General features: G+C 72.5%; 17 protein-coding genes and 1 pseudogene. 14 read left to right on the forward strand and 4 right to left on the reverse strand.

Translation table 11 applies throughout. From position 1 onward, the window contains the following. Window positions 1–151: 151 nt before the first annotated feature. The 4 genes from OG900_02530 to OG900_02545 all read left to right on the forward strand — a co-directional run bounded on the left by OG900_02530 (window position 152) and on the right by OG900_02545 (window position 5,366). Window positions 152–1,675 (forward strand): SDR family oxidoreductase, encoded by a 1,524-nt coding sequence (locus OG900_02530; GenBank protein WUH89117.1) that lies wholly within the window; start codon window positions 152–154, stop codon window positions 1,673–1,675. Window positions 1,676–1,811: 136 nt separating this feature from the next. Continuing rightward, window positions 1,812–3,155, forward strand: coding sequence for a DNA photolyase family protein (locus tag OG900_02535; protein WUH89118.1), 1,344 nt, complete (start codon window positions 1,812–1,814; stop codon window positions 3,153–3,155). A gap of 161 nt (window positions 3,156–3,316) precedes the next feature. Continuing rightward, window positions 3,317–4,432 (forward strand): endo-1,4-beta-xylanase, encoded by a 1,116-nt coding sequence (locus OG900_02540; protein ID WUH89119.1) that lies wholly within the window; start codon window positions 3,317–3,319, stop codon window positions 4,430–4,432. Window positions 4,433–4,577: 145 nt separating this feature from the next. Next, window positions 4,578–5,366 carry a ferritin-like domain-containing protein gene (locus OG900_02545; GenBank protein ID WUH95591.1) on the forward strand — a complete coding sequence of 263 codons (789 nt, stop codon included), beginning with the start codon at window positions 4,578–4,580 and terminating at the stop codon, window positions 5,364–5,366. A gap of 3 nt (window positions 5,367–5,369) precedes the next feature. Here the strand turns inward: OG900_02545 and OG900_02550 are convergent, their stop codons facing one another. Next, window positions 5,370–5,738, reverse strand: coding sequence for a hypothetical protein (locus OG900_02550; GenBank protein ID WUH89120.1), 369 nt, complete (start codon window positions 5,736–5,738; stop codon window positions 5,370–5,372). Between the two features lie 416 nt (window positions 5,739–6,154). Between OG900_02550 and OG900_02555 the strand changes: the two genes are divergently transcribed. From OG900_02555 to OG900_02565, 3 genes are read left to right on the forward strand one after another with little or no spacing between them, the layout of a single operon-like run. Further along, window positions 6,155–7,642, forward strand: coding sequence for a sugar ABC transporter ATP-binding protein (locus OG900_02555; protein WUH89121.1), 1,488 nt, complete (start codon window positions 6,155–6,157; stop codon window positions 7,640–7,642). Continuing rightward, the gene (locus OG900_02560; protein WUH89122.1) at window positions 7,639–8,739 is read left to right on the forward strand and encodes an ABC transporter permease; all 1,101 of its coding nucleotides are present in this window, start codon (window positions 7,639–7,641) and stop codon (window positions 8,737–8,739) included. The genes OG900_02555 and OG900_02560 overlap by 4 nt, the downstream gene beginning before the upstream one ends. 58 nt (window positions 8,740–8,797) lie before the next feature. Continuing rightward, entirely contained in the window at window positions 8,798–9,859 is a 1,062-nt protein-coding gene (locus tag OG900_02565) for a substrate-binding domain-containing protein (GenBank protein ID WUH89123.1), read from the forward strand. Between the two features lie 76 nt (window positions 9,860–9,935). Here OG900_02565 and OG900_02570 read toward each other — a convergent pair whose 3' ends face one another. The 3 genes from OG900_02570 to OG900_02580 form a co-directional block, all read right to left on the reverse strand. Continuing rightward, window positions 9,936–12,791: a PQQ-dependent sugar dehydrogenase gene (locus OG900_02570; GenBank protein WUH89124.1), complete on the reverse strand. Its 2,856-nt coding sequence runs from the start codon at window positions 12,789–12,791 to the stop codon at window positions 9,936–9,938. Between the two features lie 177 nt (window positions 12,792–12,968). Further along, window positions 12,969–14,192, reverse strand: coding sequence for a ThuA domain-containing protein (locus OG900_02575; protein WUH89125.1), 1,224 nt, complete (start codon window positions 14,190–14,192; stop codon window positions 12,969–12,971). A 358-nt stretch (window positions 14,193–14,550) separates the two neighbouring features. Beyond that, entirely contained in the window at window positions 14,551–15,858 is a 1,308-nt protein-coding gene (locus OG900_02580; GenBank protein WUH89126.1) for an ROK family protein, read from the reverse strand. Window positions 15,859–16,387: 529 nt separating this feature from the next. On the opposite strand from OG900_02580, the gene OG900_02585 reads away from it, so the two are divergent. The 7 genes and pseudogenes from OG900_02585 to OG900_02615 all read left to right on the forward strand — a co-directional run bounded on the left by OG900_02585 (window position 16,388) and on the right by OG900_02615 (window position 24,033). Continuing rightward, window positions 16,388–17,551 carry an inositol-3-phosphate synthase gene (locus tag OG900_02585; protein ID WUH89127.1) on the forward strand — a complete coding sequence of 388 codons (1,164 nt, stop codon included), beginning with the start codon at window positions 16,388–16,390 and terminating at the stop codon, window positions 17,549–17,551. Window positions 17,552–18,156: 605 nt separating this feature from the next. After that, window positions 18,157–19,029 (forward strand): UbiA family prenyltransferase, encoded by an 873-nt coding sequence (locus OG900_02590; protein ID WUH89128.1) that lies wholly within the window; start codon window positions 18,157–18,159, stop codon window positions 19,027–19,029. Next, window positions 19,026–19,871, forward strand: a pseudogene (locus tag OG900_02595) (sugar phosphate isomerase/epimerase). Before OG900_02590 ends, OG900_02595 begins: the two are co-directional and overlap by 4 nt. A 186-nt stretch (window positions 19,872–20,057) precedes the next feature. Next, entirely contained in the window at window positions 20,058–20,561 is a 504-nt protein-coding gene (locus OG900_02600) for an EboA domain-containing protein (GenBank protein WUH95592.1), read from the forward strand. 29 nt (window positions 20,562–20,590) lie between these two features. Continuing rightward, window positions 20,591–21,445 (forward strand): TatD family hydrolase, encoded by an 855-nt coding sequence (locus OG900_02605; GenBank protein ID WUH89129.1) that lies wholly within the window; start codon window positions 20,591–20,593, stop codon window positions 21,443–21,445. Between the two features lie 15 nt (window positions 21,446–21,460). Next, a complete protein-coding gene (eboE, locus tag OG900_02610; protein ID WUH89130.1) occupies window positions 21,461–22,639 on the forward strand; it encodes a metabolite traffic protein EboE in 1,179 nt (392 codons plus the stop codon). Next, a complete protein-coding gene (locus OG900_02615; protein ID WUH89131.1) occupies window positions 22,636–24,033 on the forward strand; it encodes an alkaline phosphatase family protein in 1,398 nt (465 codons plus the stop codon). Before eboE ends, OG900_02615 begins: the two co-directional genes overlap by 4 nt. The last annotated feature ends 30 nt before the right edge of the window (window positions 24,034–24,063 follow it).

The raw sequence follows: 24,063 nt of genomic DNA on the forward strand, positions 1-24,063 counted from the left end.
CCCGCCCCCGCGTACGGCGGCCTTCGTCGCGGACCTGCCGGACCACCGCGGATTGCGCACTTCGGGTGACTGTGCGCCGGGGCTGACGCCGGGCGGGCCGGGCCCGTGGTCTGCTGGGCGGTGACAGACCGGGTCGAGCAGAGGTGCCGATGTGAACAGCCGCGCGGCGGAGGCGCAGACGCGGCCGGGGCTGCGCTGCCTGGTCACCGGGGCGACCGGCTACATCGGCGGGCGCCTGGTCCCCGAACTGCTGGACGCCGGCCACGAGGTGCGCTGCCTGGCCCGCACCCCGGTCAAGCTGCGCGACCACCCCTGGGTGGGCAGGACCGAGGTGGTCGCGGGCGACGTGACGGACGAGGCGTCGGTCGGGGACGCGCTGCGCGGCATCGACGTCGCCTACTACCTGGTGCACGCGCTCGGTACCGGCGCCGACTTCGAGCGCACCGACCGGACGGCGGCCCGGGTCTTCGGCGAGCAGGCGCGGGCGGCCGGTGTGCGGCGGATCGTCTACCTCGGCGGCCTCACCCCGCGCGGGGTCCCCGCGAGCGACCTGTCGCCGCATCTGCGCTCCCGCGCCGAGGTGGGGCGGATCCTGCTGGAGTCGGGGGTGCCCGCGACCGTGCTGCGGGCCGCGGTCATCATCGGTTCCGGCTCCGCGTCCTTCGAGATGCTGCGGTATCTCACCGAGCGGCTGCCGGTGATGGTCACCCCGAGCTGGGTCCGTACGAGGATGCAGCCGATCGCGGTGAGGGACGTGCTGCGCTACCTCGTCGGCAGCGCCACCATGCCGTCGGACGTCAGCCGGGCCTTCGACATCGGCGGACCCGACGTGGTCACCTACCGGGAGCTGATGCGGCGTTACGCGGAGGTGGCCGGGCTGCCGCGGCGGGTCATCGTGTCCGTGCCGGTGCTGACCCCGCGGCTGTCCAGCCACTGGATCGGGCTGGTCACCCCGGTGCCCGCCTCCGTCGCCAAGCCGCTGGCCGAGTCGCTGCGGCACGAGGTCGTCTGCGACGAGCACGACATCGCCGGTTTCGTGCCCGACCCGCCGGGCGCGCCCATCGGGGTGGACGCGGCGCTCACGCTGGCGCTGCGCCGGGTGCGGGACGCCCAGGTCAGCACCCGCTGGTCGTCGGCCGCGGTGCCCGGCGCCCCCAGCGACCCGCTGCCCACCGACCCCGACTGGTCGGGCGGCAGCCTCTACACCGACCGGCGGCAGACCGTGGTCGACGCCAGCCCCGCCGACCTGTGGCGGGTGATCGAGGGCATCGGCGGCGAGCACGGCTGGTATTCCTTCCCGCTCGCCTGGGCGGTGCGCGGCCTGCTCGACCGGATGGTCGGCGGGGTGGGCCTGCGCAGGGGCCGCCGCGACGCGGCCCGGCTGCGGGTCGGCGACTCGCTCGACTTCTGGCGGGTCGAGGAGATCGACCGCGGCCGCCTGCTGCGCCTGCGCGCCGAGATGCGCCTGCCGGGCCTGGCCTGGCTGGAGATGTCCGCCGACCGCGACCCCGCAGGCCGCACCCGCTACCGCCAGCGCGCCCTCTTCCACCCGCGCGGCCTGCTGGGCCACGCCTACTGGTGGGCGATCTCCCCCTTCCACGCCTCCGTCTTCGGCGGCATGGCCCGCAACATCGCCCAGGCGGCTGCCCGTACGGGGACGGAGGACACCACGTGAGCCGCCCGGCACGCGACTCGGCACACACGGCACGAGCACACGCCGGAGGACACCGCGTGAGCCGCCCGGCGAGCGCACCGAACCGGGCCGCACGCGGCCCGGCGCACGCGGCGGGAGCACACCCCCGAGGTCCCGCGTGAGGCGGGCGGTCGTCCTCTTCACCGGGGATCTGCGGCTGCACGACCATCCGCCGCTGCGGGCGGCGCTCGCCGCTGCGGACGAGGTGGTGCCGCTGTTCGTGCTGGATCCGGCCGTGGCGCGGGCCGGCTTCGACGCGCCGGGACGGCGGGACTTCCTCGCCGGGTGCCTGGCCGATCTCGACGCCGGGCTGCGGGCGCGGGGCGGGCGGCTGGTGGCGCGGCGCGGCGAGCCGGCCGCGGAGGTGTGCGCGGTGGCCGCCGAGTGCGACGCGGCCGAGGTGCATGTGGCGGCCGCCGACAGCGGTTTCGGGCAGCGCCGCGAGGACCGGCTGCGGGCGGCGCTCGCCGCTTCCGGGCGGCGGCTGCACGTCCACGACGCGGTGGTGACGGCGGTGCCGCCGGGTGCGCTGACCCCCCAGGGCTCGGACCACTTCGCGGTCTTCACCCCTTATTTCCGGCACTGGTCGGCGCACCGGCTGCGCGACGTGCTGCCCGCGCCGCGGACCGTACGGGTGCCGGAGCCGGTACGGTCGGCCGACCTGCCGAGGGGCGGGCCCGCCGAGGGTGGTGAAGCCGAGGCGCGGCGCCGGCTGTCGCGCTGGCTGCGCGGCGGGCTGGGGACGTACGACACGGGCCAGGACGACCTGACCGCCGACGCGACCTCCCGGCTGTCGGCGCATCTGCACTTCGGGACGCTGTCCCCCGTCGAGACGGTGCACCGTGCGCGGGCCGCCGGCGGCCCCGGCGCGGACGCCTTCGTACGGCAGTTGTGCTGGCGGGACTTCAACCGCCAGCTCCTGGCGGCCAGGACGGGCGTCTCGGCGGCGGACTACCGCACCAGGCAGGACCGTTGGAGGACCGGCAGGGCAGCCGACGCGGACGCCGAGGCGTGGCGGGAGGGGCGCACCGGCTACCCGCTGGTCGACGCGGCGATGCGCCAGCTGCGCGCGGAGGGCTGGATGCACAACCGCGGCCGGCTGGTCACCGCGAGCTTCCTGACCAAGACGCTGTACGTGGACTGGCGGGTGGGCGCCCGGCACTTCCTGGACCTGCTGGTGGACGGCGACATCGCGAACAACCAGCTGAACTGGCAGTGGGTGGCGGGCACCGGCACCGACACCCGCCCCAACCGGGTGCTCAACCCGGTGCTCCAGGGCCGCCGCAACGACCCGGACGGCGGCTATGTGCGGCGCTGGGTCCCGGAGTTGGCCGCGGTGGAGGGTCCCGCCGTGCACGAGCCGTGGAAGATTCCGGAAAACGATCGCAAGGGTTACCCGGCGCCTCTCGTCGCGCTGCCCGACGGCCTGGCCCGCTTCCGCCAGGCCCGCGGCCTGCACTGACCCAGGTCCCGGACAAACCGCCAGCATCGGATCCGTCCGAGGTGTTGACCGCCCGGAATGCAGGCCTTAGGTTGCGACCGCAAGTTGCGTAATCGAGCCCGAAACATTCGGAAGCTCGCTCTGCCGGAACGCTGTCGTTCCGCCTGCTCGAAGGACCCTGCATGATCAAAATGACCCGCGTCGCCACCGTGGGCGCCGCTGCCGCCGGGCTGATGGCCGTCCTGGTGCCGAACGTGATGGCCAGCTCCCCCGGCCACCAGCCCCCCGCCCCGCCGGCCCCCGCCGGCGGCTCGCACGCCAAGCCGGCACCGCCCGCCCAGACCCTCCGGGCGCTGGCCGACCGGGCCGGTATACACATCGGCACCGCCGTGAACGCCGACGCGCTGGCGAGCGAGGCCCAGTACGCCGACATCGTCGGGGCCCAGTTCAACGCGGTCACACCCGAGAACGCCATGAAGTGGGACGCGATCGAGCCCACCCGCGGCACGTACGACTACACCCAGGCCGACCAGCTGGTGGCCTTCGCCCGCGCACACGGCCAGCTCGTCCGCGGCCACACCCTGGTCTGGCACAATCAGCTGCCGTCCTGGGTGACCTCCGGCGACTTCACCGCCGCCCAGCTGCGCGACATCCTGCACCAGCACATCACCGCCGAGGTCTCGCACTTCAAGGGCAAGATCTGGCAGTGGGACGTCGTCAACGAGGCCTTCAACGAGGACGGCACCCTGCGCGACTCCCTCTGGCTGCAGAAGCTCGGCCCCGGCTACATCGCCGACGCCTTCCGCTGGGCCCACCAGGCCGACCCCAAGGCCGTGCTCTTCTACAACGACTACAACATCGACGGCATCAACCCGAAGAGCACCGCCGTCTACAACCTGGTCTCCTCGCTGCGCAAGCAGGGTGTGCCGATCCAGGGCGTCGGCGACCAGGGCCACCTGGACGTGCAGTACCCGGCGCCGCACGACATCGCCGACAACCTGGGCCGCTTCGACAGGCTCGGCGTGCAGACCGCCATCACCGAGGCCGACGTCCGCATCCCGCTGCCCGCGGACAACACCGAGGTCGAGGCGCAGAACGAGGCCTACCAGACACTGCTCGAAGGCTGCCTGCTGACCAAGCACTGCACCGACTTCACGGTGTGGGGCTTCACCGACAAGTACTCGTGGGTCCCCGGCACCTTCACCGGTGAGGGACAGGCCAACATCTACGACGAGAACTACCAGCCGAAGACCGCCTACACCGCGATCAGCCAGGACCTCCGCCTGGCCGGACGCTGACCGACTCCCCCGCCAGGACCGAACACCCGGTCCTGGCGGGGGGCTACTCCGTACGGCCCAGCCGCGGTGCCCTCCCGGTTGCGGGCACCGCGGCACCGACCTTGACTCGTCGTGACATCCGTTGGGCGGCGAGAGGAGAGGCGTGGTGCTGTCGGCGCGCGGACTGTTCACCGAGATCCTCGACAACGACGAGTCCTTCCGGCTCTTCTGCTCCATCGCCGCGAGCGGTGAGACGCAAGGCGGCTGGGAGAACGGCAGAATCGCGGCACTGGTGCCGCAGGGCCTGGCGGAGCTGGCCCCCAAGATCGCCCGGCACGGCGCGGACGAGGACAAGCACGGGCGGATCTTCAACGGCCTCCTGCACGGCCGCGACCTCGAGCCGGCGCCGGTCCCCGCGGACACCGACTACACGATGCTGCTGGAGCGCGCCGGAATCGGGCTCGCCCACTCCCGGCTGCGGGCGGACCAGCCGCTCAGCGAGCAGGACATCGTCACCTACCTCGCCCACAGCCGGGTCACCGAGCAGCGGGCCTCCGAGCAGATGGCACTGCTGCTCAAGCACTTCGGCGACCACCCGGAGATCGGCCGGGCGGTCCGCCAGATCGCCCGCGACGAGGACAACCACCTGGCCTACTGCCACGAGGAGCTGCTGCGGCTCGCCGCGGCCGGCCACGGGCGGCTGATCCACCGCACGCTGCGCGAGTGCGCGATGGCCGAGATCCGGGTCTACCGCGGGGTCAGCCTCGCGGTGATGGCCCACATGGGCCGGCTGCTGCACTGGTCCGCGCCGAAGGCCGCGGTCCTCCGCGCGGGGATCCATGCGGTCTACGCCTACGAGCGCGCCGCCGGCTGGCGGCGGATGACGTCGCTGCGGATGCCGACCCGCCGCGACGCGCTGGGCGGCGGCCCGGTCGCGGCCGAGGCCGCGACCTGACGGTCAGGAAGGGGACGCCGTCCCGCGGATCGCCTCGGCAAGTGCGCCGGGCCTGTCCAGGGCGATCAGCGCGCAGCTGTCGGCCACGACGGCCAGGATCGGCCGCATCCAGCGCGCGGTGACCGCGTCACCGCGCTTGGTCAGCCGGCCGAAGGCGATCGGCAGCCGGCGCAGGGCATGACCCGCATCTGCCGCATGAACAGGCCGGACAGCGCGGGTCGGCAGCCCGCCGGCCAGGACGACGGCCCTGCCCGTCAGCGCGGGCGGGAAGTCGTCGTAGGCGTCACAGGACGCCGGCACGACCGCGCCCACCCGTTCGGCGCCCTGAGCGATGAGCAGCTGCACGAGGACGCCACCGGTGTCGTTGCCCACCAGCGTGACGTCCCGCAGGTCGAGGCGCTCCAGGAACTCGCCGGCGAGCCGGGCGAGCCCCTTGGACGCCAGGCCGCGTCCTCGCGCATCGGGCGGGAGTGCGCCCCCATCGTCACCGACCCGTCTGTCGGCTCCAGCGTCGGTATACAGCGTAAACTATACGCCGTAGACCCTGCCTGTACGCGGATCAGCCGCGAGCCGGCCGCGGATCGGCACCGGGGTACGCGGTTCACCGCGCACCTGCGGGGCCGATGAAGTGCCGTCAGGTTTCCAAACTGAGTCCGTCCCCGCTCTTGCCCTCCTTCTCGGTCCTTATTAGTTTGTTCGCTGAACTGACGAACGAACGCTTTGTGTCTCTATCGGCACCCACAGTTCCCCCCTCCCTAGGCGGCAATGTGAGTTCTCCTCTGCTTCGAATGCGGGGAATTACCAAGGAATTTCCCGGTGCCAAGGCACTGGACGGCGTTGATCTGGAGGTCGAGGCAGGAGAGGTGCACTGCCTCCTCGGCCAGAACGGCGCCGGCAAGTCGACCCTGATCAAGGTCCTTGCCGGTGCCCACCAGCCGGACAGCGGCGATCTGACCTGGGACGGCGAACCGGTGGTGCTGCCCAGCCCCACGGCGGCGATGCGGCACGGGATCTCCACCATCTACCAGGAACTCGACCTGGTGGACGGGCTGTCGGTGGCGGACAACATCTTCCTCGGCCACGAGCGCGCCCGCTACGGTCTGACCCGGCGCGGTGAGACGGCCGCGGCAGCCCGCGAGCTGCTGCGCTCGCTGGGCCACCCGGAGATCGCGCCGGGCACCGAGGTCGGCAGCCTGTCCCCCGCCCAGCAGCAGATCGTCAGCATGGCCAGGGCGCTGTCGCACGACACCCGGCTGATCGTGATGGACGAGCCGTCCGCGGTCCTCACCCAGGACGAGGTCGGCAACCTCTTCCGGGTCATCGGCGAGCTGACCGCGACCGGCGTGGCCGTCCTCTACATCTCCCACCGCATGGGCGAGATTCGGGCCATCGGCACCCGGGTCACCGTGCTCAAGGACGGCCGCACGGTCGCCGGCGGACTGCCAGCCAGTACCCCGACCGCCCAGCTCGTGGCGCTGATGACCGGTCGGGAGAGCGCGTACGACTTCCCGCAGCGCGGCGGGCAGCAGGCCGCGGCAGCCCGCGACGAGGTGCTGCGGGTGGAGCACCTGACGCAGCCCGGCAGCTTCGAGGACGTCAGCTTCACCGTCAGGGCCGGGGAGATCGTGGGCCTGGTGGGCCTGGTCGGGTCCGGCCGGTCGGAGATCCTGCACGCCGTCTACGGTGCGACGCGCCCGGCGTCCGGAGCTGTCCTGGTCGACGGCAGGCCGCTGCCGCCGGGGCGGGTGACCGCCGCGGTGAAGGCCGGCGTCGGCCTGGCGCCCGAGGAGCGCAAGAGCCAGGCGCTCTTCCTCCAGGACAGCGTCGTACGCAACGTCAGCATCTCCTCGCTGGGCCGCTTCGCACGCTTCGGCTGGCTGGACCGCCGCCGGGAGGCGGCCGCCGCGACCGAGCGGGTCGCCGCCCTCGACCTGCGCCCGGCCGACCCGCAGCGCCCGGTCCGCACGCTGTCCGGCGGCAACCAGCAGAAGGCGGTGCTGGCCCGCTGGCTGCTGCGCGGCTGCCGGGTGCTGCTGCTCGACGAGCCCACCCGCGGGGTGGACGTCGGTGCGCGCTCCGAGCTGTACGCGCTGGTGCGGGAGTTGGCGGACTCCGGGGTCGCGGTGCTGTTCGTGTCCAGCGAGGTCCCCGAAGTCCTCGGCCTCGCCGACCGCGCCCTGGTGCTGCGCGAGGGCCGCATCGTCCACGAGGCCGAAGCCGCCTCGCTGAAGGAATCCCACGTACTCGACCTCGTGATGGAAGAGAGCCGTTCATGAGTGACCAGACCACGCCGAGACCCGCGGAGGACGCCTCCGTGCTGCCTGCGCAGGGCCGGTCCGGCGCAGACGTCACCGCCAAGCCGTCGCTGGTGAAGGAGGGCCCCGACCCCGGGGCGACCCGGCCGGGGGCCGGGCGGCGGCAGCAGCTGCCGCGGTTCTTCCCGCTGCACCAGGTGCACAGCCTCGGACTGCTCGTGGTGCTCGTGCTGCTGGGCGTGGTGGGCACCGCGACCTCCGGCAACTTCCTGACGACCGACAACATCGTCAACATCCTGACCAGCGCGGCGGTCATCGGCGTCATCACGGTGGGCCAGACCTTCGTCATCATCGGCGGCGGCATCGACCTGTCGGTCGGCGCGATCGTCGCGGTCGCCTCGGTGTGGTGCACCACGGTCGCCACCCAGTCGTACGGGCTCGGCGGGATGATCTTCACCGCGGTCGTGGTCGGCTCGGTCGTCGGACTGCTCAACGGTGTGCTGATCGCCTACGGCAAGATCGTCGCCTTCATCACCACGCTGGCCATGATGGCGTCGGCCCGCGGTGTCGCCGAGCGGCTGTCGGACCGGCAGTCGCAGGTGGTGACGGTGGATTCCTTCAACCGGATCGCGACCGACAAATTCCTCGGCATCCCGCTGCTGGTCTACCTGATGGCCGGGATCGTGGTGATCGGCTGGCTGCTGCTGAACCGTACGACCTTCGGCCGGCACACCTTCGCGGTCGGCGGCAATCCGGAGGCGGCCCGGCTGGCGGGTATCGCGGTACGGCGGCACACCATGCTGCTGTACGTGCTGTCCGGGGTGTGCTGCGGCATCGCCGCGGTCATGCTCACCGCCCGCACCACCAGCGGTGCCAGCAACCTCGGCAACCTCTACGAGCTGGACTCGATCGCCGCGGTGATCATCGGGGGGACCCTGCTGGCCGGCGGCCGCGGGTCGCTGTTCGGCTCGATCCTCGGCGTCCTGGTCTTCACCACGATCACCAACATCTTCGTGCTCAACAACCTGACCACGGACATCCAGGAGATCGCCAAGGGGCTGATCATCCTGGTCGCCGTCCTGCTGCAGCGCACCCGAGGTGCGCGCTCCCCGGCCTGACCGGCGGCTCCACCCCGCACCACCCTCCCGCCTCCACCGCCCTCTGAAGGGAACACGTATGAAAGAGACCGGACCCACGGCCATGGGGCGCAGAAACATGCTGCTCGGCGCAGGCGCCCTGGGCAGCGGTCTGCTGCTGACGGCGTGCACCAGCAACTCCAACGGCGACGCGGACAAGGCCAATGTGAAGGCCGCGTCCAGCGCGTCGGGCAGCACCCCCGGCAAGCACGTCACCGTCGGCTTCTCCGCGCCGGCCGCCGACCACGGCTGGATAGCGGCGATCACCAAGAACGCCAAGGCGCAGGCGGGGCAGTACACCGACGTCAGCTTCCAGGCCGCCGAGGGCACCAACGACGTCAACGCGCAGATCAGCGCGGTCCAGACGCTGATCGACAAGAAGGTCGACGTCCTGGTGATCCTGCCCTTCGACGGCAAGGCGCTGACCTCGATCGGCGCCCAGGCGATGGACGCCGGCATCCCGGTGGTCAACCTGGACCGGGTCTTCGACAACTCGCTGGCCTACCGCACCTGGATCGGCGGCGACAACTACGGCATGGGCGTCAACGCCGGGCAGTACATCGTCAAGACGCTCAAGGCCAAGGGGGTCAGCAAGCCGGTGATCGCCGAGATCGCCGGTATCGACAACCTCGACCTGACCAAGCAGCGCAGCCAGGGCTTCAAGGACGCGCTGGCCAAGGCCGGCTTCTCGGTGAGCATCCGGCAGGCCGCGCAGTTCACCGCGGACAGCGGCCAGCAGGTGATGAGCAACGTGCTCCAGGCCCGCTCCAAGCTGGACGCGGTCTGGAACCACGACGACGACCAGGGTATCGGCGTGGAGGCCGCCATCAAGCAGGCCGGCCGCAGCGAGTTCTTCATGGTCGGCGGCGCCGGCTCCCGGCACGCGATGCAGGAGATCAAGGCGGACAGCGGGGTGCTCAAGGCCACCGTGGTCTACCCGTCGAGCATGTCGGCTTCCGCCATCACCCTGGCCCGGCTGATCGGCCAGAACAAGGGCATGGGCGACCTGGTCGAGCAGGAGGTGCCCAGCTCCATCACGCTGTTCTCCGCGACGGTCACCAAGGAGAACGTCGACCTGTACCTGCCGACGTCCTTCACCTGATCCGCCGCCCCCGAACCCCCGCACGGGACTGCCCCGGGCCGTCGGCCCGGGGCAGTCCCGTGTCAGCGCCGCGTGCTCACACGGTGCCCAGGTCGAACTCCTCCCAGGGGCCGATGGCGTCCCGGTTCGCGATCAGGGCACCCGCGCCGGCGTTCTCCGCCGTCACGTACTTGCCGTTGACCGTGGCCTTCAGGCTGATGCTGCCGTCGGAGTTGTGGATCAGCTGGAAGGTCTCCCAGGATCCCTGCGTCGCCCGGTTGGCGATCAGCGAGGCCGCTCCGGCGTTCTCCGCCGCCACGAACTGGCTGTTGACGTGGGCGCGCAGCGCGATATTGCCGTTGCCCAGGTCGACCTCGTCGAAGGTCTGGGCGGTGCCGACCGTGGTGCTGCCGGCGATCAGCGGATCCGTCGTGCTCGGCGCGGTCACGTACTTGCCGTTGGCGTGCGCCTTCAGGCTGATGCCGGTACCGCCGCCGGGGGTGCCCGGGGTGCCGACCCCGGCGCCGGCGAACAGCATCCAGTTGACGTTCATCAGCGCACCCGGCCCGGTGTGGCCCGAGCCGTTGCGGGCGACGAAGTAGACCTTGCCGCTGCCGCTCGGCACATTGCTCAGGGTGGCGGTGACGTCGGTGTACGTCTGCCAGGCACCGGTGGTCGGTACGGTGGCGGTGCCGAGCAGGGTGCCGGTCGGGGAGTTCCAGCGGACCTCGATGCGGCCGCCGGCGTTCGCCGAGGCCGTACGGAAGCCCACCGAGGTGATGTTGTTCAGGGCGATCGGCGACACGCTCCAGTAGTCGCCGTCCTCGATGAAGCCGATGTCCTGGCCGCCGCCGGCGCTGTCGGCGCCGTTCTCGACGGTGACACCCGGGGTGTCGGTGCCCTGCCCGTCGCCGGCGCGGCCGGTGTCGGTGAAGAACTCAGCCTGCTTGTGCTTGGATTGCAGGGTGATCTGGGCCCGGCCGGTGAGCGGTGCGGCCCCGCCGCTGCCGCCCTTGTCGGTGTAGCTGGCCTCGATCACGTAGAAGACGTTGTCCCCGTCGCTGTGGCCGTTGGACAGCGTCGTGGAGACGGTGGCGGAGCACCCGCTGTACTGGTCGAGCGGGTGGCCGTGGGTGTCGTGGCCCAGGATGGCCTGGATCTTGACCTGGGCGCAGTTGACCGTGCCGTCCTCGGGGTCGGTGGCGGTGACCGCGAAGTTGACCTTGTCACCCCAGTCGAACATCCCGCCGTTGGGCGGCGCGGTGATGGTGAGCGTCGGCATGGTGTTGCCCGCGGTGATGTCGATGCTCGCGGTCGAGCTCTTGCCCGCGCTGTTGGTGACGGTCAGCACGGCGGTGTAGTTGCCGACCGCGCTGTAGGTGTGGCTGGGGTTGGCGGTGGTCGAGGTGGACCCGTCACCGAAAGCCCACTTGTAGGTGAGGCTGCCGCCCGCCGGGTCGTTGGAGCCGCTGCTGGAGAAGGTCACCGCCAGTGGCGCGGGGCCGCTGGTGCGGTTGGCGCTCGCCTTGGCGACCGGCAGCGCACTGCTGTTGAGGTAGTCGATGCGGTAGATGCCGGCATCGGCGTTGTTGCCGCCGTAGCCGGTGCCCCACTCGACCATGTAAAGGGCGCCGTCAGGACCGAACTTCATGTCCATCGGCTTCTTGAACGACACCGACGGCAGGAAGGACTGGATGTCGTCGGTACCGGTGTTGTCCGACTTGATGTGGAAGGTGAAGACCTTGCTGGTGTTCCATTCGGAGAAGATCGCCTGGCCGTCCATCGCGGCCGGCCACTTGCGGTCCGAGACCAGGTTGGCGTCGTAGCGGTAGACCGGGCCCGCCATCGGGGCGCCGCCGCTGAGCAGCGGGAAGTTGTTCGGGTCCGCGCCGTAGTGGTACCAGACGTTGGCCGGGGTGGCCGGCGGCAGCTTGGTCAGGCCGGTGTTGTTCGGGGAGTTGTTCGTCGGGCCGCCCGCGCAGTCGAAGGCGGAGCCGGAGGTCTTGGTGGCGAAGTTGTAGTCGATGTAGGGGGTGTTGTTGCCGACGCAGTACGGCCAGCCGGCGTTGACCGGCTTGCTCAGCAGGTCCCACTCGACGGTGTTCTGCGGGCCGCGGCCGGAGTTGGCGGCGCCGGCGTCCGGGCCGTAGTTGCCGACCACCGCGAAGCCGGTCTTCGGGTCGAGGGCCAGCCGGAAGGGGTTGCGGTAGCCCATCGCATAGATTTCCGGCCTGGTCTTGGCCGTGCCGGGCGCGAAGAGGTTGCCGGACGGGATGGTGTACGTGCCGTTGGTCTCCGGGTGGATGCGCAGCACCTTGCCCGACAGGCTGTTGGTGTTGCCCGCGGTGCGCTGGGCGTCCCACGTGGCGCGGCCGGACTGCTCGTCGATCGGCGCGTAGCCGTCGGAGGCGAACGGGTTGGTGTTGTCACCGGTGGAGAGCCACAGGTTGCCGTTCTTGTGGTCCATGGCCATGCCGGCGCCGTGGTGGCAGCACTCGGCGCGCTGGACCGGGACCTCCATGACGACCTTCTCGCTCGTCATGTCCAACGTGGAGCCGTTGACGGTGAAGCGGCTGAGCCGGTCGACGCTCGCCGACGAGGGCGAGTAGTAGACGTAGATCCAGTGGTTGGTGGCGAAGGCCGGGTCGAGCGCCATCGCCAGCAGACCGCTCTCGTTCGCCGTGAAGACGCCGAGGTGCCCGGCGGTCACGGTGGTGCCGCCGGTGTTGACGATCCGCACGTCGCCGAGCATGTCGATGAAGAAGACCCGCCCGTCACTGGCGATGTCCAACTGCAGTGGGTTTCCGCCCGAGTTGTTGAGCAGCACCTTCTGGAAGCTGCTGTCGGGGACGCCGGCGACGGCCGGCTTCGCGGCAGCGGTGCTCTGCCGCGGTGAGGCGTCCGCGGGCACGGTGGCGAGCACCGCGAGTACGGGCAGGGTGAGCACTGCCACCAGCAGTGTCAGCCAGCTGAGCAGCCGGGCGCGCGCTCGGGGGCGCAGGCGCGGCCGTGGCCGTGGTCGTGGTCGTACGGGCAACACGTGGGTCTCCTCGATAGCGGTAATCATGGGCATGACAGGTCACCACGGCCGCGGATGGCGGGTGCGGCCGTGCTGCCGGGCGGTGCGGGCTCAGAAGGTGGAGAGGTCGAACTCCTCCCACGGGCCGATGGCCGTGCGGTTGGCGATCAGCGCGGCCGCGCCCGCGTTGTCGGCGGTCACGTACCTGCTGTTGACCGTGGCCTTCAGGCTGATGCTGCCGTCGGAGTTGTGGATCAGCTGGAAGGTCTCCCAGGATCCCTGCGCCGCCCGGTTGGCGATCAGCGAGGCCGCTCCGGCGTTCTCCGCCGCCACGAACTGGTTGTTGGTGTGGGCCCGCAGCGCGATGTTGCCGCCGCCGAGGTCGACCTCGTCGAAGGTCTGGTTGGTGCCGACCGTGGTGCTGCTGGCGATCAGCGGCTGCGTCGTGCTCGGCGCGGTCACGTACTTGCCGTTGGCGTGCGCCTTCAGGCTGATGCCGTGCACCACGGGCGGGGTGGAGCTGATCGAGCAGTCGGCGGGCACGACGCCGGCCGCGGTCTGGATGCCGCCGAGCAGCAGGTGCAGGAAGTTCGCCTCGGTGTAGCTCTCGTTGGTGTGGCCCATGCCGGTGTACCAGGCGCGGCCGCCGTCGAAGTTGTGGCACCAGGTGGTGGGGTGGTCGGCGCCCATGGTGGAGCCGGAGTACGAGTTGTCGTCCACCGACGCCAGGACGTGCACCTTCGAACGCGGGTTGGTCTGGAAGTCGTACCACTCGTCGGTGTGGGTGTACGAGTTGGGCAGGCCCTGGGTCGAAGGGTGGGTGTGCTCCTCGATGTTCACGGTGGCCGGCTGGATGGCCGGGTGCTGCTTGAAGTACGCGCCGACCAGGTTGCCGTACCAGGCCCAGTTGTAGCCGCTGTCGGAGGCGGCGTGGACGCCGACGTAGCCGCCGCCGTGCTCGATGTAGCGCTGGAAGGCGTCCTTCCCGGCCTGGGTGGTCACCGGGTCGCCGGTCGCGGACAGGAAGACCACGGCCGCGTACTGCGCCAGGTTGGCGTCGGTGAACTGGGTGTCGTCCTCGGTGGCGACGACGGTGAAGTTGTTCTGCTGGCCCAGGCGCTGGATGGCGGCGATGCCGGCCGGGATGGAGTCGTGCCGGTAGCCGGTGGTCTTGGAGAAGACCAGGATCTTGAAGGACGCCGCCGCGGCCCGGTCGGCGGACGACGGGGCGGGGGCGGCGCTCACCGCGGGGGCGGCGGCGGTCAGGACGGCTGCCGCGGACAGGCTCAAGGCCGCGAGCAGGGCAAGACGGGTGCGTGGGCGGGGCGTGCGCATGGCGGCTCCTCGTGTGACGCACTGCGGGGGGATGTTGCCGCAGGGTGGAGCGGACGGACCGCTTCGGGGCGCGGCGAGGCATGTCTGCTCGCGCCGGGCGGCGACGGGCCCGTCCTGCGGCATTGCGGCATCGCCTTGGGACTTGGTGGTGGCAAGGGATGCCTCAGCTCCGACGTGGCGCGCTGATCAGCGCAAACCGCGAGCGGAGTGATGAATTGGTTCGTTGGTTCAAAAAACTAATTGGCAGGGCGCAGAGCGTCAAGGGTTGTCACAGACAAGCCAAGAAGCGCTTTCGCCCCGGCCTTCACGACTGGGCCAGGGCGCAACGAAGCTGATTCCGGCAGGAGTTGAAGATCTTTCAGAGCACCGGGCTGGTCAGGTCGATGTAGGCCGACGGGTCGCGCAGGATCGCCTGCACCCCGGCGCCCGCGGCGCCCCTGACGGCCGCCTCGGTGCCGAGCCCGGAGACCTGGAGCCGGTCGGACCGCCAGCGGCCCGAGGTGACCCGCTCGTGCAGCTGCACCTGGAGGCTGGGGATCAGCCAGGGCGCCAGCGTGGCGTATATCCCGCCGATCACCACCTCGGGCGGGTCGAGCAGGTTCACCGCCCCGGACAGCGCGACGCCCAGCGCCCGGCCGGCCACCGCGAGCGCCCTGACCGCGGCGTCGTCGCCCTCGGCGGCCAGCGCCGCGAGCTGCTCCACCGGGGCGTTGCCCTCGGCCGGCGCCTCTTGCAGGGCGTGCCGCCCCGGTCCGCCGCCGGTACGGGTCGCGGTGGCGGTCGCCGCGGTCGCCGAGCCCAGCCGGGTCGCGCTCACCGAGTCGAGCGCGGCGGCCTGCAGCAGCGCGTCCTGCCCCGCGTAGCGCTCCAGGCAGCCCCGCGCGCCGCAGCCGCACTCGGGTCCGTCGGGGATCACCGTGACATGGCCGATCTCGCCGGCGAAACCGCCGCCGCGGAAGAGCTCGCCGTCGACCATCAGCCCGGCGCCGATGCCGATCTCCCCCGACACGTACAGGAAGCTCGCCCCCGCGCCGGCCGGCCTGGCCTGGAATTCGCCGATCGCCGCGAGGTTGGCCTCGTTGTCGACCGACACCGCGAGCCGCTGCCGGCCCAGGCCGCGTACCAGCAGGTCGGCGGCGGGGATGTGGCGCCAGTCGAGGTTGGGCGCGTGCAGCACCCTGTCGTCGTGGACCAGGCCGGGGACGCCCAGGGTGACCTGGACCGGGGTGAGTCCGGCGCGGCGGGCGGCGGCGCAGGCCCTGGCCGCGAGCCGGCCGGCCGAGTGCAGCGTCTCCTCGACGTCCCGGCCGCGGTTGTCGGCGCGCTCGGTGAGGCGGACCCGGGGGGCGCCGGTCAGGTCGGCGACGCAGACCGCGGTGTAGTCGACGTTGACCTCGACGCCCACGCCGGCCGCGCCCTGCGGGTTGAGCGCGAGCGCGCCGCCCGGACGGCCGACCCTGCCCTGGTTCTCCGGCACGTGCTCGACGACCAGCCCGGCCAGCCGCAACTCCTCGACCAGCGAGGAGACGGTGGCCTTGGTCAGGCCCACCCGGGCGGCGACGGTGGCCCGCGAGGCGCTTTCACTGGCCGCGACCTGACGGAGCACCAGCGCCAGGTTGTGCCGGCGCATGCTCTGCTTGCTCGCCGGCTGACCGCCGCCGTTCATCACGCTGCGACCTTTCTCCGCCGGGCGCGGACCTCGACGGGTCCCGCCCGGCAAACCTCTCTGACCCATTTATTCGTTCACAAAACTAAGAGACGCTCCGCCGCAGTTCAACGGGCTTCAGGCACAGTCTCGGGAAAGCCGGAGTAAAGAATGAACCGGGTGACGGCAGCCGCGGCCGGCTGCCGTCGAGCATCGGCGGTGGTCGCTCACGGATGCCGGGGATGCACCTTACGCGCCGACTTCCACGGACTCGGCCCCGGTCCCCGGCGGCGCCGGGGACACCGCATCAGGGTTGCTCAAGTCACCGCCGGACGTCGTGCGTTCAACGGATTCTTGACTGCCTCTTGCCGCACGGGGAAGGGGTGATTAGTTTATTTGCTGAACTGACGAACAGCTACGTCGGCGCCGTGGCCGCGGGCTCACCGCCAGACCCCAGGGGTCCCGGCGGACGTGCGTCCCGCGCTCCTTCCCGGCCTCAGGGCACGCTTCTCCGAACGCTCCGCAGCAGGTGACACACGGAGGTGAAGGCATGGGTTCGGCCACCGCACACGGTCCCCGTCTCGGGGTGTGGATCATCGGCGCACGCGGCTCGGTCGCCACGACGGTCGTCGTCGGCGCCGCGGCCGTGGCGGCGGGCCTCGCCCCGCCCGTCGGCTGCGTCACCGAACTGCCCGACTTCCGCGAGACAGGGCTCACCCCGGTCGGCGACCTGGTCTTCGGCGGCTGCGACATCACCGGCATCCCGCTGGCCAAACGCGCAGAACAGCTGGTCGCGGCCGGTGTCGTACCCGCCGACCTGCCCGCCTCCCTCCAACAGGCGCTGACCGCCGCCGACCGGGAGATCCGCCCCGGCGTCGGCGCCGCGGCCGGCTCCCAGGCACCCCAGGCCGCCGCGATCGCCGGGCAGCTCGCGGACTTCCGCGAACGCCACGGGCTGGACCGGGTCGTGGTGGTCAACCTGTCCTCCACCGCCCCGCAGGCCGCCCCGCACCCCGCCTTCGCCGACCTGGCCGCGCTGCGCGCCGCGCTGGCGGGCCCCGACCCCGTCCTGCCGCCGCACGCGCTCTACGCCTACGCTGCGCTCGGCGCCGGGTGCGGCTACATCGACTTCACCCCGTCCGGCGCGATGCGGCTGCCCGCACTCGACGAACTCGCCCGCACTATCGGTGTCCCTTACACGGGCAACGACGGAAAGACCGGCGAGACCCTGGTCAGGAGCGCGCTCGCCCCGATGTTCGCGCACCGGGCGCTCCGCGTACGGGCCTGGTCCGGTACGAACCTGCTCGGCGGCGGGGACGGGGCGACGCTCGCGGACCCGTCCGCCGCGGCGAGCAAGAACGCGTCCAAGGCCCGCAGCCTCACCGAGCTCCTCCCCGACCCGGTCGAGGGCGAGGTCCACATCGACGAGGTGCCCGCGCTGGGCGACTGGAAGACGGCGTGGGACCACATCGCCTTCGACGGCTTCCTCGGCGTGCGGATGACGATGCAATTCACCTGGCAGGGGTGCGATTCGGCTCTCGCCGCGCCGTTGGTGCTGGACCTGGTGCGGCTCCTGGACCGCGCCATGGACCGCGGGGCGGTGGGGGTGCAGCCGCAGTTCGCCTTCTTCTTCAAGGACCCGATGGGGGCGACGGAGCATCGGCTTGTGCCCCAGTACGAACGCCTCCTGGCTTGGGCCAGGACCCCGTTGTGACCCCGCGATTGCCCTTGCGGGCGGCTGCGATCGCCCCCACGGTGCCGCCGTGCGGGGGCCGGCCTCGCGGTTCCCCGGGCCCCCGGGTGGGTGCCCCTTGCGGTGCGTCCTTGCCTGCGCGTGCGTTGTGGCGGGGCGCGCAGTTCCCTGCGGGGTGTTGTTACGGACACCACGGTTGCCCTGTGTGGGTGGCTTGTCGCGCAGTTCCCCGAGCCCCTGGGGGGTTGCCCCTTGCGGTGGTGTTGCTTTCTCTCCCGCCTCGCCGGCGGGGCGCGCAGTTCCCCGCGCCCCTTTTGGCCTGCGTCCTCCTACGCCCGGGCGTTCGCCCCTGGCAGGGGCTCGCCTCGCCTCCGCCGCAGAGGGCACGCGTTTTTCAGGGGCGCGGGGAACTGCACGGCCAACCACAGCGGACCGCAACTTTGAACGCAACAGAACGAGGCACCCGCCTCAGGGGCGCGGGGAACTGCGCGACAAGCCACGACGGACCGCAACCGTGAACGCGACAGGACGGGGCTGCCGCCCAGGGGCGCGGGGAAGTGCGCGACCAGCCGCGCGATGCGGCCGCGGGCAGGCGCGGGGGGACGGGCCCGGGAGGGGCGAGGCTAATGGCCACAGTTGAGGTATTCGCCGAGTTGGTGCGGGCGCCCGCCGCCCTCACCGTGCCGGGCGACGTACTCGTCGGAGGGAGCGCGGCCGGGTGGCCGCACGGCCGCCCGGCCACCGCGGGGCTCGCCACCGCCTCCGTGCTGCTCTACTGGGGCGGCATGGCGCTCAACGACTACGCCGACCGCGAGGTCGACGCCGTCGAGCGGCCGGGGCGGCCGATCCCGTCGGGCCGGATGGGCGCCGGGACGGCGCTGGCGACCGCGGTCGCGCTGACCGGCGCCGGCCTGGGCGTCGCGGCCGCGGCGGGCGGGCGAGCGGCGCTGGCGACCGCGCTGCCGCTGGCCGCCACGGTGTGGGCGTACGACCTGGCACTGAAGGACACCGCGCTCGGCGCGCCGGCGATGGCCGCGGCCCGCGGCCTGGACGTGCTGCTCGGAGCGGGGCAGGACGCCCGGGGCCGGCGGGCGGCGGCGCCCGCCGCCGCGGTGGTCGCGGCGCACACCGGGATCGTGATGGCGCTGAGCCGCCGCGAGGCGCAGGGCTCGTCGCACGCGCTGCCCGAGGCGACCCTGGCCGCGACGGCGGCCCTCGCGGCGGGCGTCGCGGCGGCCCCGGGCGCGAGCGCCCGGCAGCGGGGCGCGGCGGCCGCGCTGCTGTCCGTGTACGGAAGCACCTTCGGCGCCGCCCAGTTCGCGGCGATACGCAAGCCCGACCCGCGCCGCCTGCAACGGGCGGTCGGCGCCGGGATCCTCGGCCTGATCCCGTTGCAGGCGGCGCTGGCGGCCAGGTCCGGAGCGGTCGGGGCCGCGCTCCCCCTGCTGGCAGCGCTGCCGCTGGCCCGCCGGCTCTCACGGAAGGTCTCACCGACGTGACGTCCCGCTCCCCGCTGCGCTTCGGCTACGGCACCAACGGCTTCGCCAACCACCGCCTGGACGACGCCCTCGACGTGATCGCCGGGCTCGGCTACGAGGGCGTCGCGCTGACCCTGGACCACGCCCATCTGGACCCGTTCTCCCCGGACCTGGACGTGCGGCTGCGCGAGACCCGCCGGCGGCTCGACGCGCTGGGCCTGGCCGTGGTCGTGGAGACCGGCGCGCGCTATCTGCTCGACCCGTGGCGCAAGCACTCCCCCACCCTGCTGCACGAGGACGCCGAAGGGCGGGCGGCCAGGATCGACTTCCTGGAGCGGGCGATACGGGTCGGCGCGGGTCTCGGCGCGGAGGCGGTGTCCTTCTGGAGCGGCGTGCTGCCCGCGGGCAGTACCCCGGAGCGGGGCTGGGAGCTGCTGGCCGAGGGCTGCGGGCGGCTCGCGGAGACCGCCGCCCGCGAGGGCGTGGTGCTGGGCTTCGAGCCCGAACCCGGCATGCTGGTCGAGGACTTGGCCGGCTACCGGCGGCTGCGCGACGCGCTGGGCGCCCCCGCGTCCTTCCGGCTCACCCTGGACATCGGGCACTGCCGCTGCCTGGAGGACGAACCGGTGGCGGACTGCGTGCGGTCCGCCGGACCCGACCTGGTGAACGTGCAGATCGACGACATGCGGCGGGGCGTGCACGAGCACCTCGAATTCGGCGAGGGCGAGATCGACTTCGCGCCGGTGCTCGCGGCGCTGGCCGAGGTGGGCTACGGCGGCCTGGTCGCGGTGGAATTGCCCCGGCACAGCCACAGCGCGCCGGACACCGCCTGCCGTTCGCTGGACTTCCTGCGCGCGCACGCCCGCCCGCTCCAGGTCTCGCCCGCTGAAGCGGTCGACGCCGCCGTGACGCCGGAGGGCCGGGACTGGCTGGCGGCGGCGGTGGCCAGGACCGCGAAGGACCCGGTGGCGCTGCTCACCGACTTCCCGGCCGTGGGCCGCGCCTGCGGGCGGGGCCCGCTGAGCGCGCCGGGCTGGGCCGGGTGGACGGTGGACGAGGCGGCCCGCACGGTCCTGCTGGCCGGTGCCGCGGCCGACGCGGTCGCCGAGGTCTACGCCCACGGCGACCGGGCGGAACGGCGCGCCGTGCTGCGGGCGTTGCCGCATCTGGGCCTCGGCCCGGCGGCGCTGCCGCTGATCGAGGACGCGCTGCGTACGAACGACGTCGCGCTGGTCGGGGCGGCACTCGGCCCCGCCGCTGCGGGCCTGGACGCGGCGGCCTGGCGGCAGGGAGTGCTCAAATGCGTCTTCCTGGGCGTCCCGTTGGACGCGGTGGCCGGGCTCGGTGAGCGTACGGACGCCGAACTCGCCCGGATGCTGCTGGACTTCGCCCACGAGCGGGTCGCGGCCGGCCGCGACGTGCCGGCCGATGTCCTCCCGCTGGTGCGGCGCTTCCCCGCGCTGCTCGACGCCTCGCCGATCCACGCGGAGGCGGCCTCACCGGAGCCGCGCAGGGCCGAGGCGGCCCGCCGGGTGCTCGCCGCTCTGCGCTGACCACCGCAACCCCCACCCAGGAGCAGCCGATGCGCATCTTCGACCCGCACATCCACATGACCTCGCGCACCACGGACGACTACCGGGCGATGCACGCGGCGGGCGTACGCGCACTGGTGGAGCCCGCTTTCTGGCTGGGCCAGCCGCGCACGTCCGCGGCCAGCTTCGTGGACTACTTCGACGGGCTGCTCGGCTGGGAGCCCTACCGGGCGGCGCAGTTCGGCATCAGGCACCACTGCGCTGTCGCGCTCAACCCGAAGGAGGCCAACGACCCGCGGTGCGCCGAGGTGCTGGAGCTGCTGCCCCGCTATCTGGCCAAGGACGGCGTGGTCGCGGTCGGCGAGACCGGCTTCGACTCGATGACCGCGGCCGAGGAGAAGGCCTTCACCGCGCAGCTCGCGCTGGCCGTCGAGCACGGGCTGCCCGCCCTGGTGCACACCCCGCACCGCGACAAGGCCGCGGGCACCGCGAGGTCGCTCGACGTGATCAGGGAGTCGGGCATCCCCGTCGGCCATGTCGTGGTGGACCACCTCAACGAACTGACGGTCCGCCAGGTGCTGGACTCCGGCTGCTGGGCGGGCTTCTCCATCTATCCCGACACCAAGATGGAGCCCGACCGGATGGTCGCGATCCTGCGGGAATACGGCACCGAGCGCATCCTGGTCAACTCGGCCGCCGACTGGGGGCACAGCGACCCGCTGCGGACCCGTGCGACCGGCGAGGCGATGCTCGCCGCGGGCTTTACCGCCGATGACGTCGACACCGTGCTGTGGCGGAACCCGGTGGCCTTCTACGGCGCCGGCGGACGGCTTGAGGTGGACGGTCCCGCCGTCGACCCGGCGGCCGTCTTCGAGGGCAATTCCGTTCAGCGCGGTTCCCGTTGACCCCAGGAGGACTTCATGCGGCTGCGGCACCCGGACGGCACCACCGTCCATCTCGGCTACTGCACCAACGTCCACCCGGCTGAGGACGTGGCCGGGATCGTCGGCCAACTCGACCGCTACGCCCTGCCCGTCCGGGAGCGGCTCGGCACCGGCCGGCTCGGGCTCGGCCTGTGGCTCGCCCACGACGCCGCCCGCGAACTGGCCGCCGACCGCGCTGCGCCGGCCCGCCTGCGGGCCGAACTCGACGCGCGCGGCCTGGAGGTGGTCACCCTCAACGGCTTCCCCTACCGCGGCTTCCACGCACCGGTGGTCAAGCACTCGGTCTACCGCCCGGACTGGACGTCGCGGGAGCGGATCGACTACACCCTCGACCTGGCGGACGTGCTGGCCGGACTGCTGCCCGACGATGTGCCGCACGGCAGTATCTCGACGCTGCCGCTGGCCTGGCGCGATCCCTGGGACGCCGGCCGCAGGGCGGCGGCGGGCCGGTCGGTGCGGGCGCTGGAGGCGGGCCTCGCCGAGCGGGCGGACCGCGACGGGCGCCCTGTCCGGGTCGGCTTCGAGCCGGAGCCGGGCTGCGCGGTCGAGACGGTGGACCAGATCGCGCGGGAACTGGGCGGGCTGGGCGGCGGCTTGCTGGGTGTGTGCCTCGATGTGTGCCATCTGGCGGTGTCGTTCGAGGATCCCGCGCGGGTGCTCGCCGGGATCGCGGCGGCCGGGCTCGCGGTGGTCAAGGTGCAGGCGTCCTGCGCGCTGCAGGCCGACGACCCGGGCGACCCCGCCGTACGCGAGGCGCTGGCCGCCTTCGTGGAGCCGCGTTTCCTGCACCAGACCCGCGAGGCGGGAGCGTCCGGCGCCGCCCATGGCGCCGACGACCTCGGCGAGGCCCTGTCGGGTCCCGGCGCGCTGCCCGCCGCCGCGCCCTGGCGGGTGCACTTCCATGTCCCGCTGCACGCACCGCCGCGGGCGCCGCTGGCCAGCACCTCGGCCGTGCTGGAGGAGACCCTCGCACTGCTCCTCGGCGGTCCCGCGGCGCTGGCCGACCACGTCGAGGTGGAGACGTACACCTGGTCGGTGCTGCCCGCGGACCGGCGGCCCGCCGGGGCGGACGCGCTGGTGGCCGGGATCGCCGCGGAAGTGGCCTGGGCCGCGGGCGCGTTGACCGGTCTGGGTCTGAAAGAGGTGGCGGTATGACGCCGCCGGCACAGCGCACCAGGACCGTCGTCCTCGACGTGGTCGGCCTCACCCCGCGGCTGCTGGCGCACATGCCGGCGCTGCTGAAGGTCGCCGCCGAGGGCTTCACGGCCGAGATGGGCACCGTCTTCCCCGCGTTGACCTGCCCGGTGCAGTCCAGCATCCTGACCGGCTCGATGCCCGACGAGCACGGCGTCGTCGCCAACGGCTGGTTCTTCCGCGACGCGGGCGAGATATTCCACTGGCGGCAGTCGAACAGCCTGGTGCGCGGCGACAAGCTGTGGGCCGCGGGCCGCCGCAGCGACCCCGGCTACCGGGTGGGCAACATCTGCTGGTGGTACGCGATGGGCATGGACGTCGACGTGACGGTCACCCCGCGCCCGGTCTACCACTACGACGGCCGCAAGTCGCAGGACTGCTACGCCCATCCGCAGTCCGTCCACGACGAACTCACCGCGGCGCTCGGCCCGTTCCCGCTGTTCAGCTACTGGGGTCCGGGCGCGGGCATCGCCTCCACCCGGTGGATCGTCGCCGCCGCCGGGCACGTCCTCGACACCCGCGCCCCCGACACCCTGCTGGTCTACATCCCGCACCTGGACTACGAGGTGCAGCGGCACGGACCCGACGGCCCGCGGGCGGCGGCCGCGGCCCGCGCGGTGGACGACGAACTGGGCCCGCTGCTGCGCAGGTTGCGCGCCGAGGGCACGACGGTGGTGGCGCTCAGCGAGTACGGCATCACCGCGGCCCGCCGCCCGGTCGACATCAACCGGGCGCTGCGCCGCGAGGGGCTGCTGAACGTCTACGTCCAGCAGGACATGGAGAACCTGGACCCGTGGACCTCGCCGGCCTTCGCGGTCGCCGACCACCAGGTCGCGCACGTCTACGTCCGCGACCCGGCCGACGTCCCCCGGGTGCGGGACGTGCTCAAGGCGCTGCCCGGGGTGGACCGGGTGCTGGACCGGGGCGAGCAGGCGCGGTTGCGGATCGGCCACGACCGCTCGGGCGAGCTGATCGCGGTCGCCGAGCCCGACGCGTGGTTCACGTACTACTACTGGCTCGACGACGACCTCGCGCCGGACTTCGCGACCGGCGTGGAGATCTTCCGCAAGTCCGGTTACGACCCGGCCGAGCTCTTCCTCGACCCGACCGATCCGACGGTCAAGGTGCGGGCGGCGCTGTCGGTGGCCAAGCTCAAGCTGGGCATCCGCACCTCGCTCCAGGTGGTGGGACTCGACCCGTCGTGCGTGGGCGGCAGCCACGGGCGGCTGCCGGACGACCCGAAGGACGGGCCGTTGCTGATCTGCTCCGACCCGGACCACGGCAGGGACCGCTACCACGCCACGGAGGTCAGGGACCTGCTGCTGCGGCTCGCGGGCCTTGAGCCTCCCGGCTGACACGCCCGGCTGGGCCAGGCGCGGCGACCC

The organism is Streptomyces sp. NBC_00433 (assembly GCA_036015235.1).
Classification (GTDB): domain Bacteria; phylum Actinomycetota; class Actinomycetes; order Streptomycetales; family Streptomycetaceae; genus Actinacidiphila.

Bases quoted from the DNA above. Each gene is read 5' to 3' on its own strand.
- OG900_02540 (WUH89119.1), top strand. From the start codon at position 3,317: ATGATCAAAATGACCCGCGTCGCCACCGTGGGCGCCGCTGCCGCCGGG.
- OG900_02555 (WUH89121.1), top strand. From the start codon at position 6,155: ATGCGGGGAATTACCAAGGAATTTCCCGGTGCCAAGGCACTGGACGGC.
- OG900_02560 (WUH89122.1), top strand. From the start codon at position 7,639: ATGAGTGACCAGACCACGCCGAGACCCGCGGAGGACGCCTCCGTGCTG.
- OG900_02565 (WUH89123.1), top strand. From the start codon at position 8,798: ATGAAAGAGACCGGACCCACGGCCATGGGGCGCAGAAACATGCTGCTC.
- OG900_02575 (WUH89125.1), bottom strand. From the start codon at position 14,192: ATGCGCACGCCCCGCCCACGCACCCGTCTTGCCCTGCTCGCGGCCTTG.
- OG900_02580 (WUH89126.1), bottom strand. From the start codon at position 15,858: ATGAACGGCGGCGGTCAGCCGGCGAGCAAGCAGAGCATGCGCCGGCAC.
- OG900_02585 (WUH89127.1), top strand. From the start codon at position 16,388: ATGGGTTCGGCCACCGCACACGGTCCCCGTCTCGGGGTGTGGATCATC.
- OG900_02590 (WUH89128.1), top strand. From the start codon at position 18,157: ATGGCCACAGTTGAGGTATTCGCCGAGTTGGTGCGGGCGCCCGCCGCC.
- OG900_02605 (WUH89129.1), top strand. From the start codon at position 20,591: ATGCGCATCTTCGACCCGCACATCCACATGACCTCGCGCACCACGGAC.
- eboE (WUH89130.1), top strand. From the start codon at position 21,461: ATGCGGCTGCGGCACCCGGACGGCACCACCGTCCATCTCGGCTACTGC.
- OG900_02615 (WUH89131.1), top strand. From the start codon at position 22,636: ATGACGCCGCCGGCACAGCGCACCAGGACCGTCGTCCTCGACGTGGTC.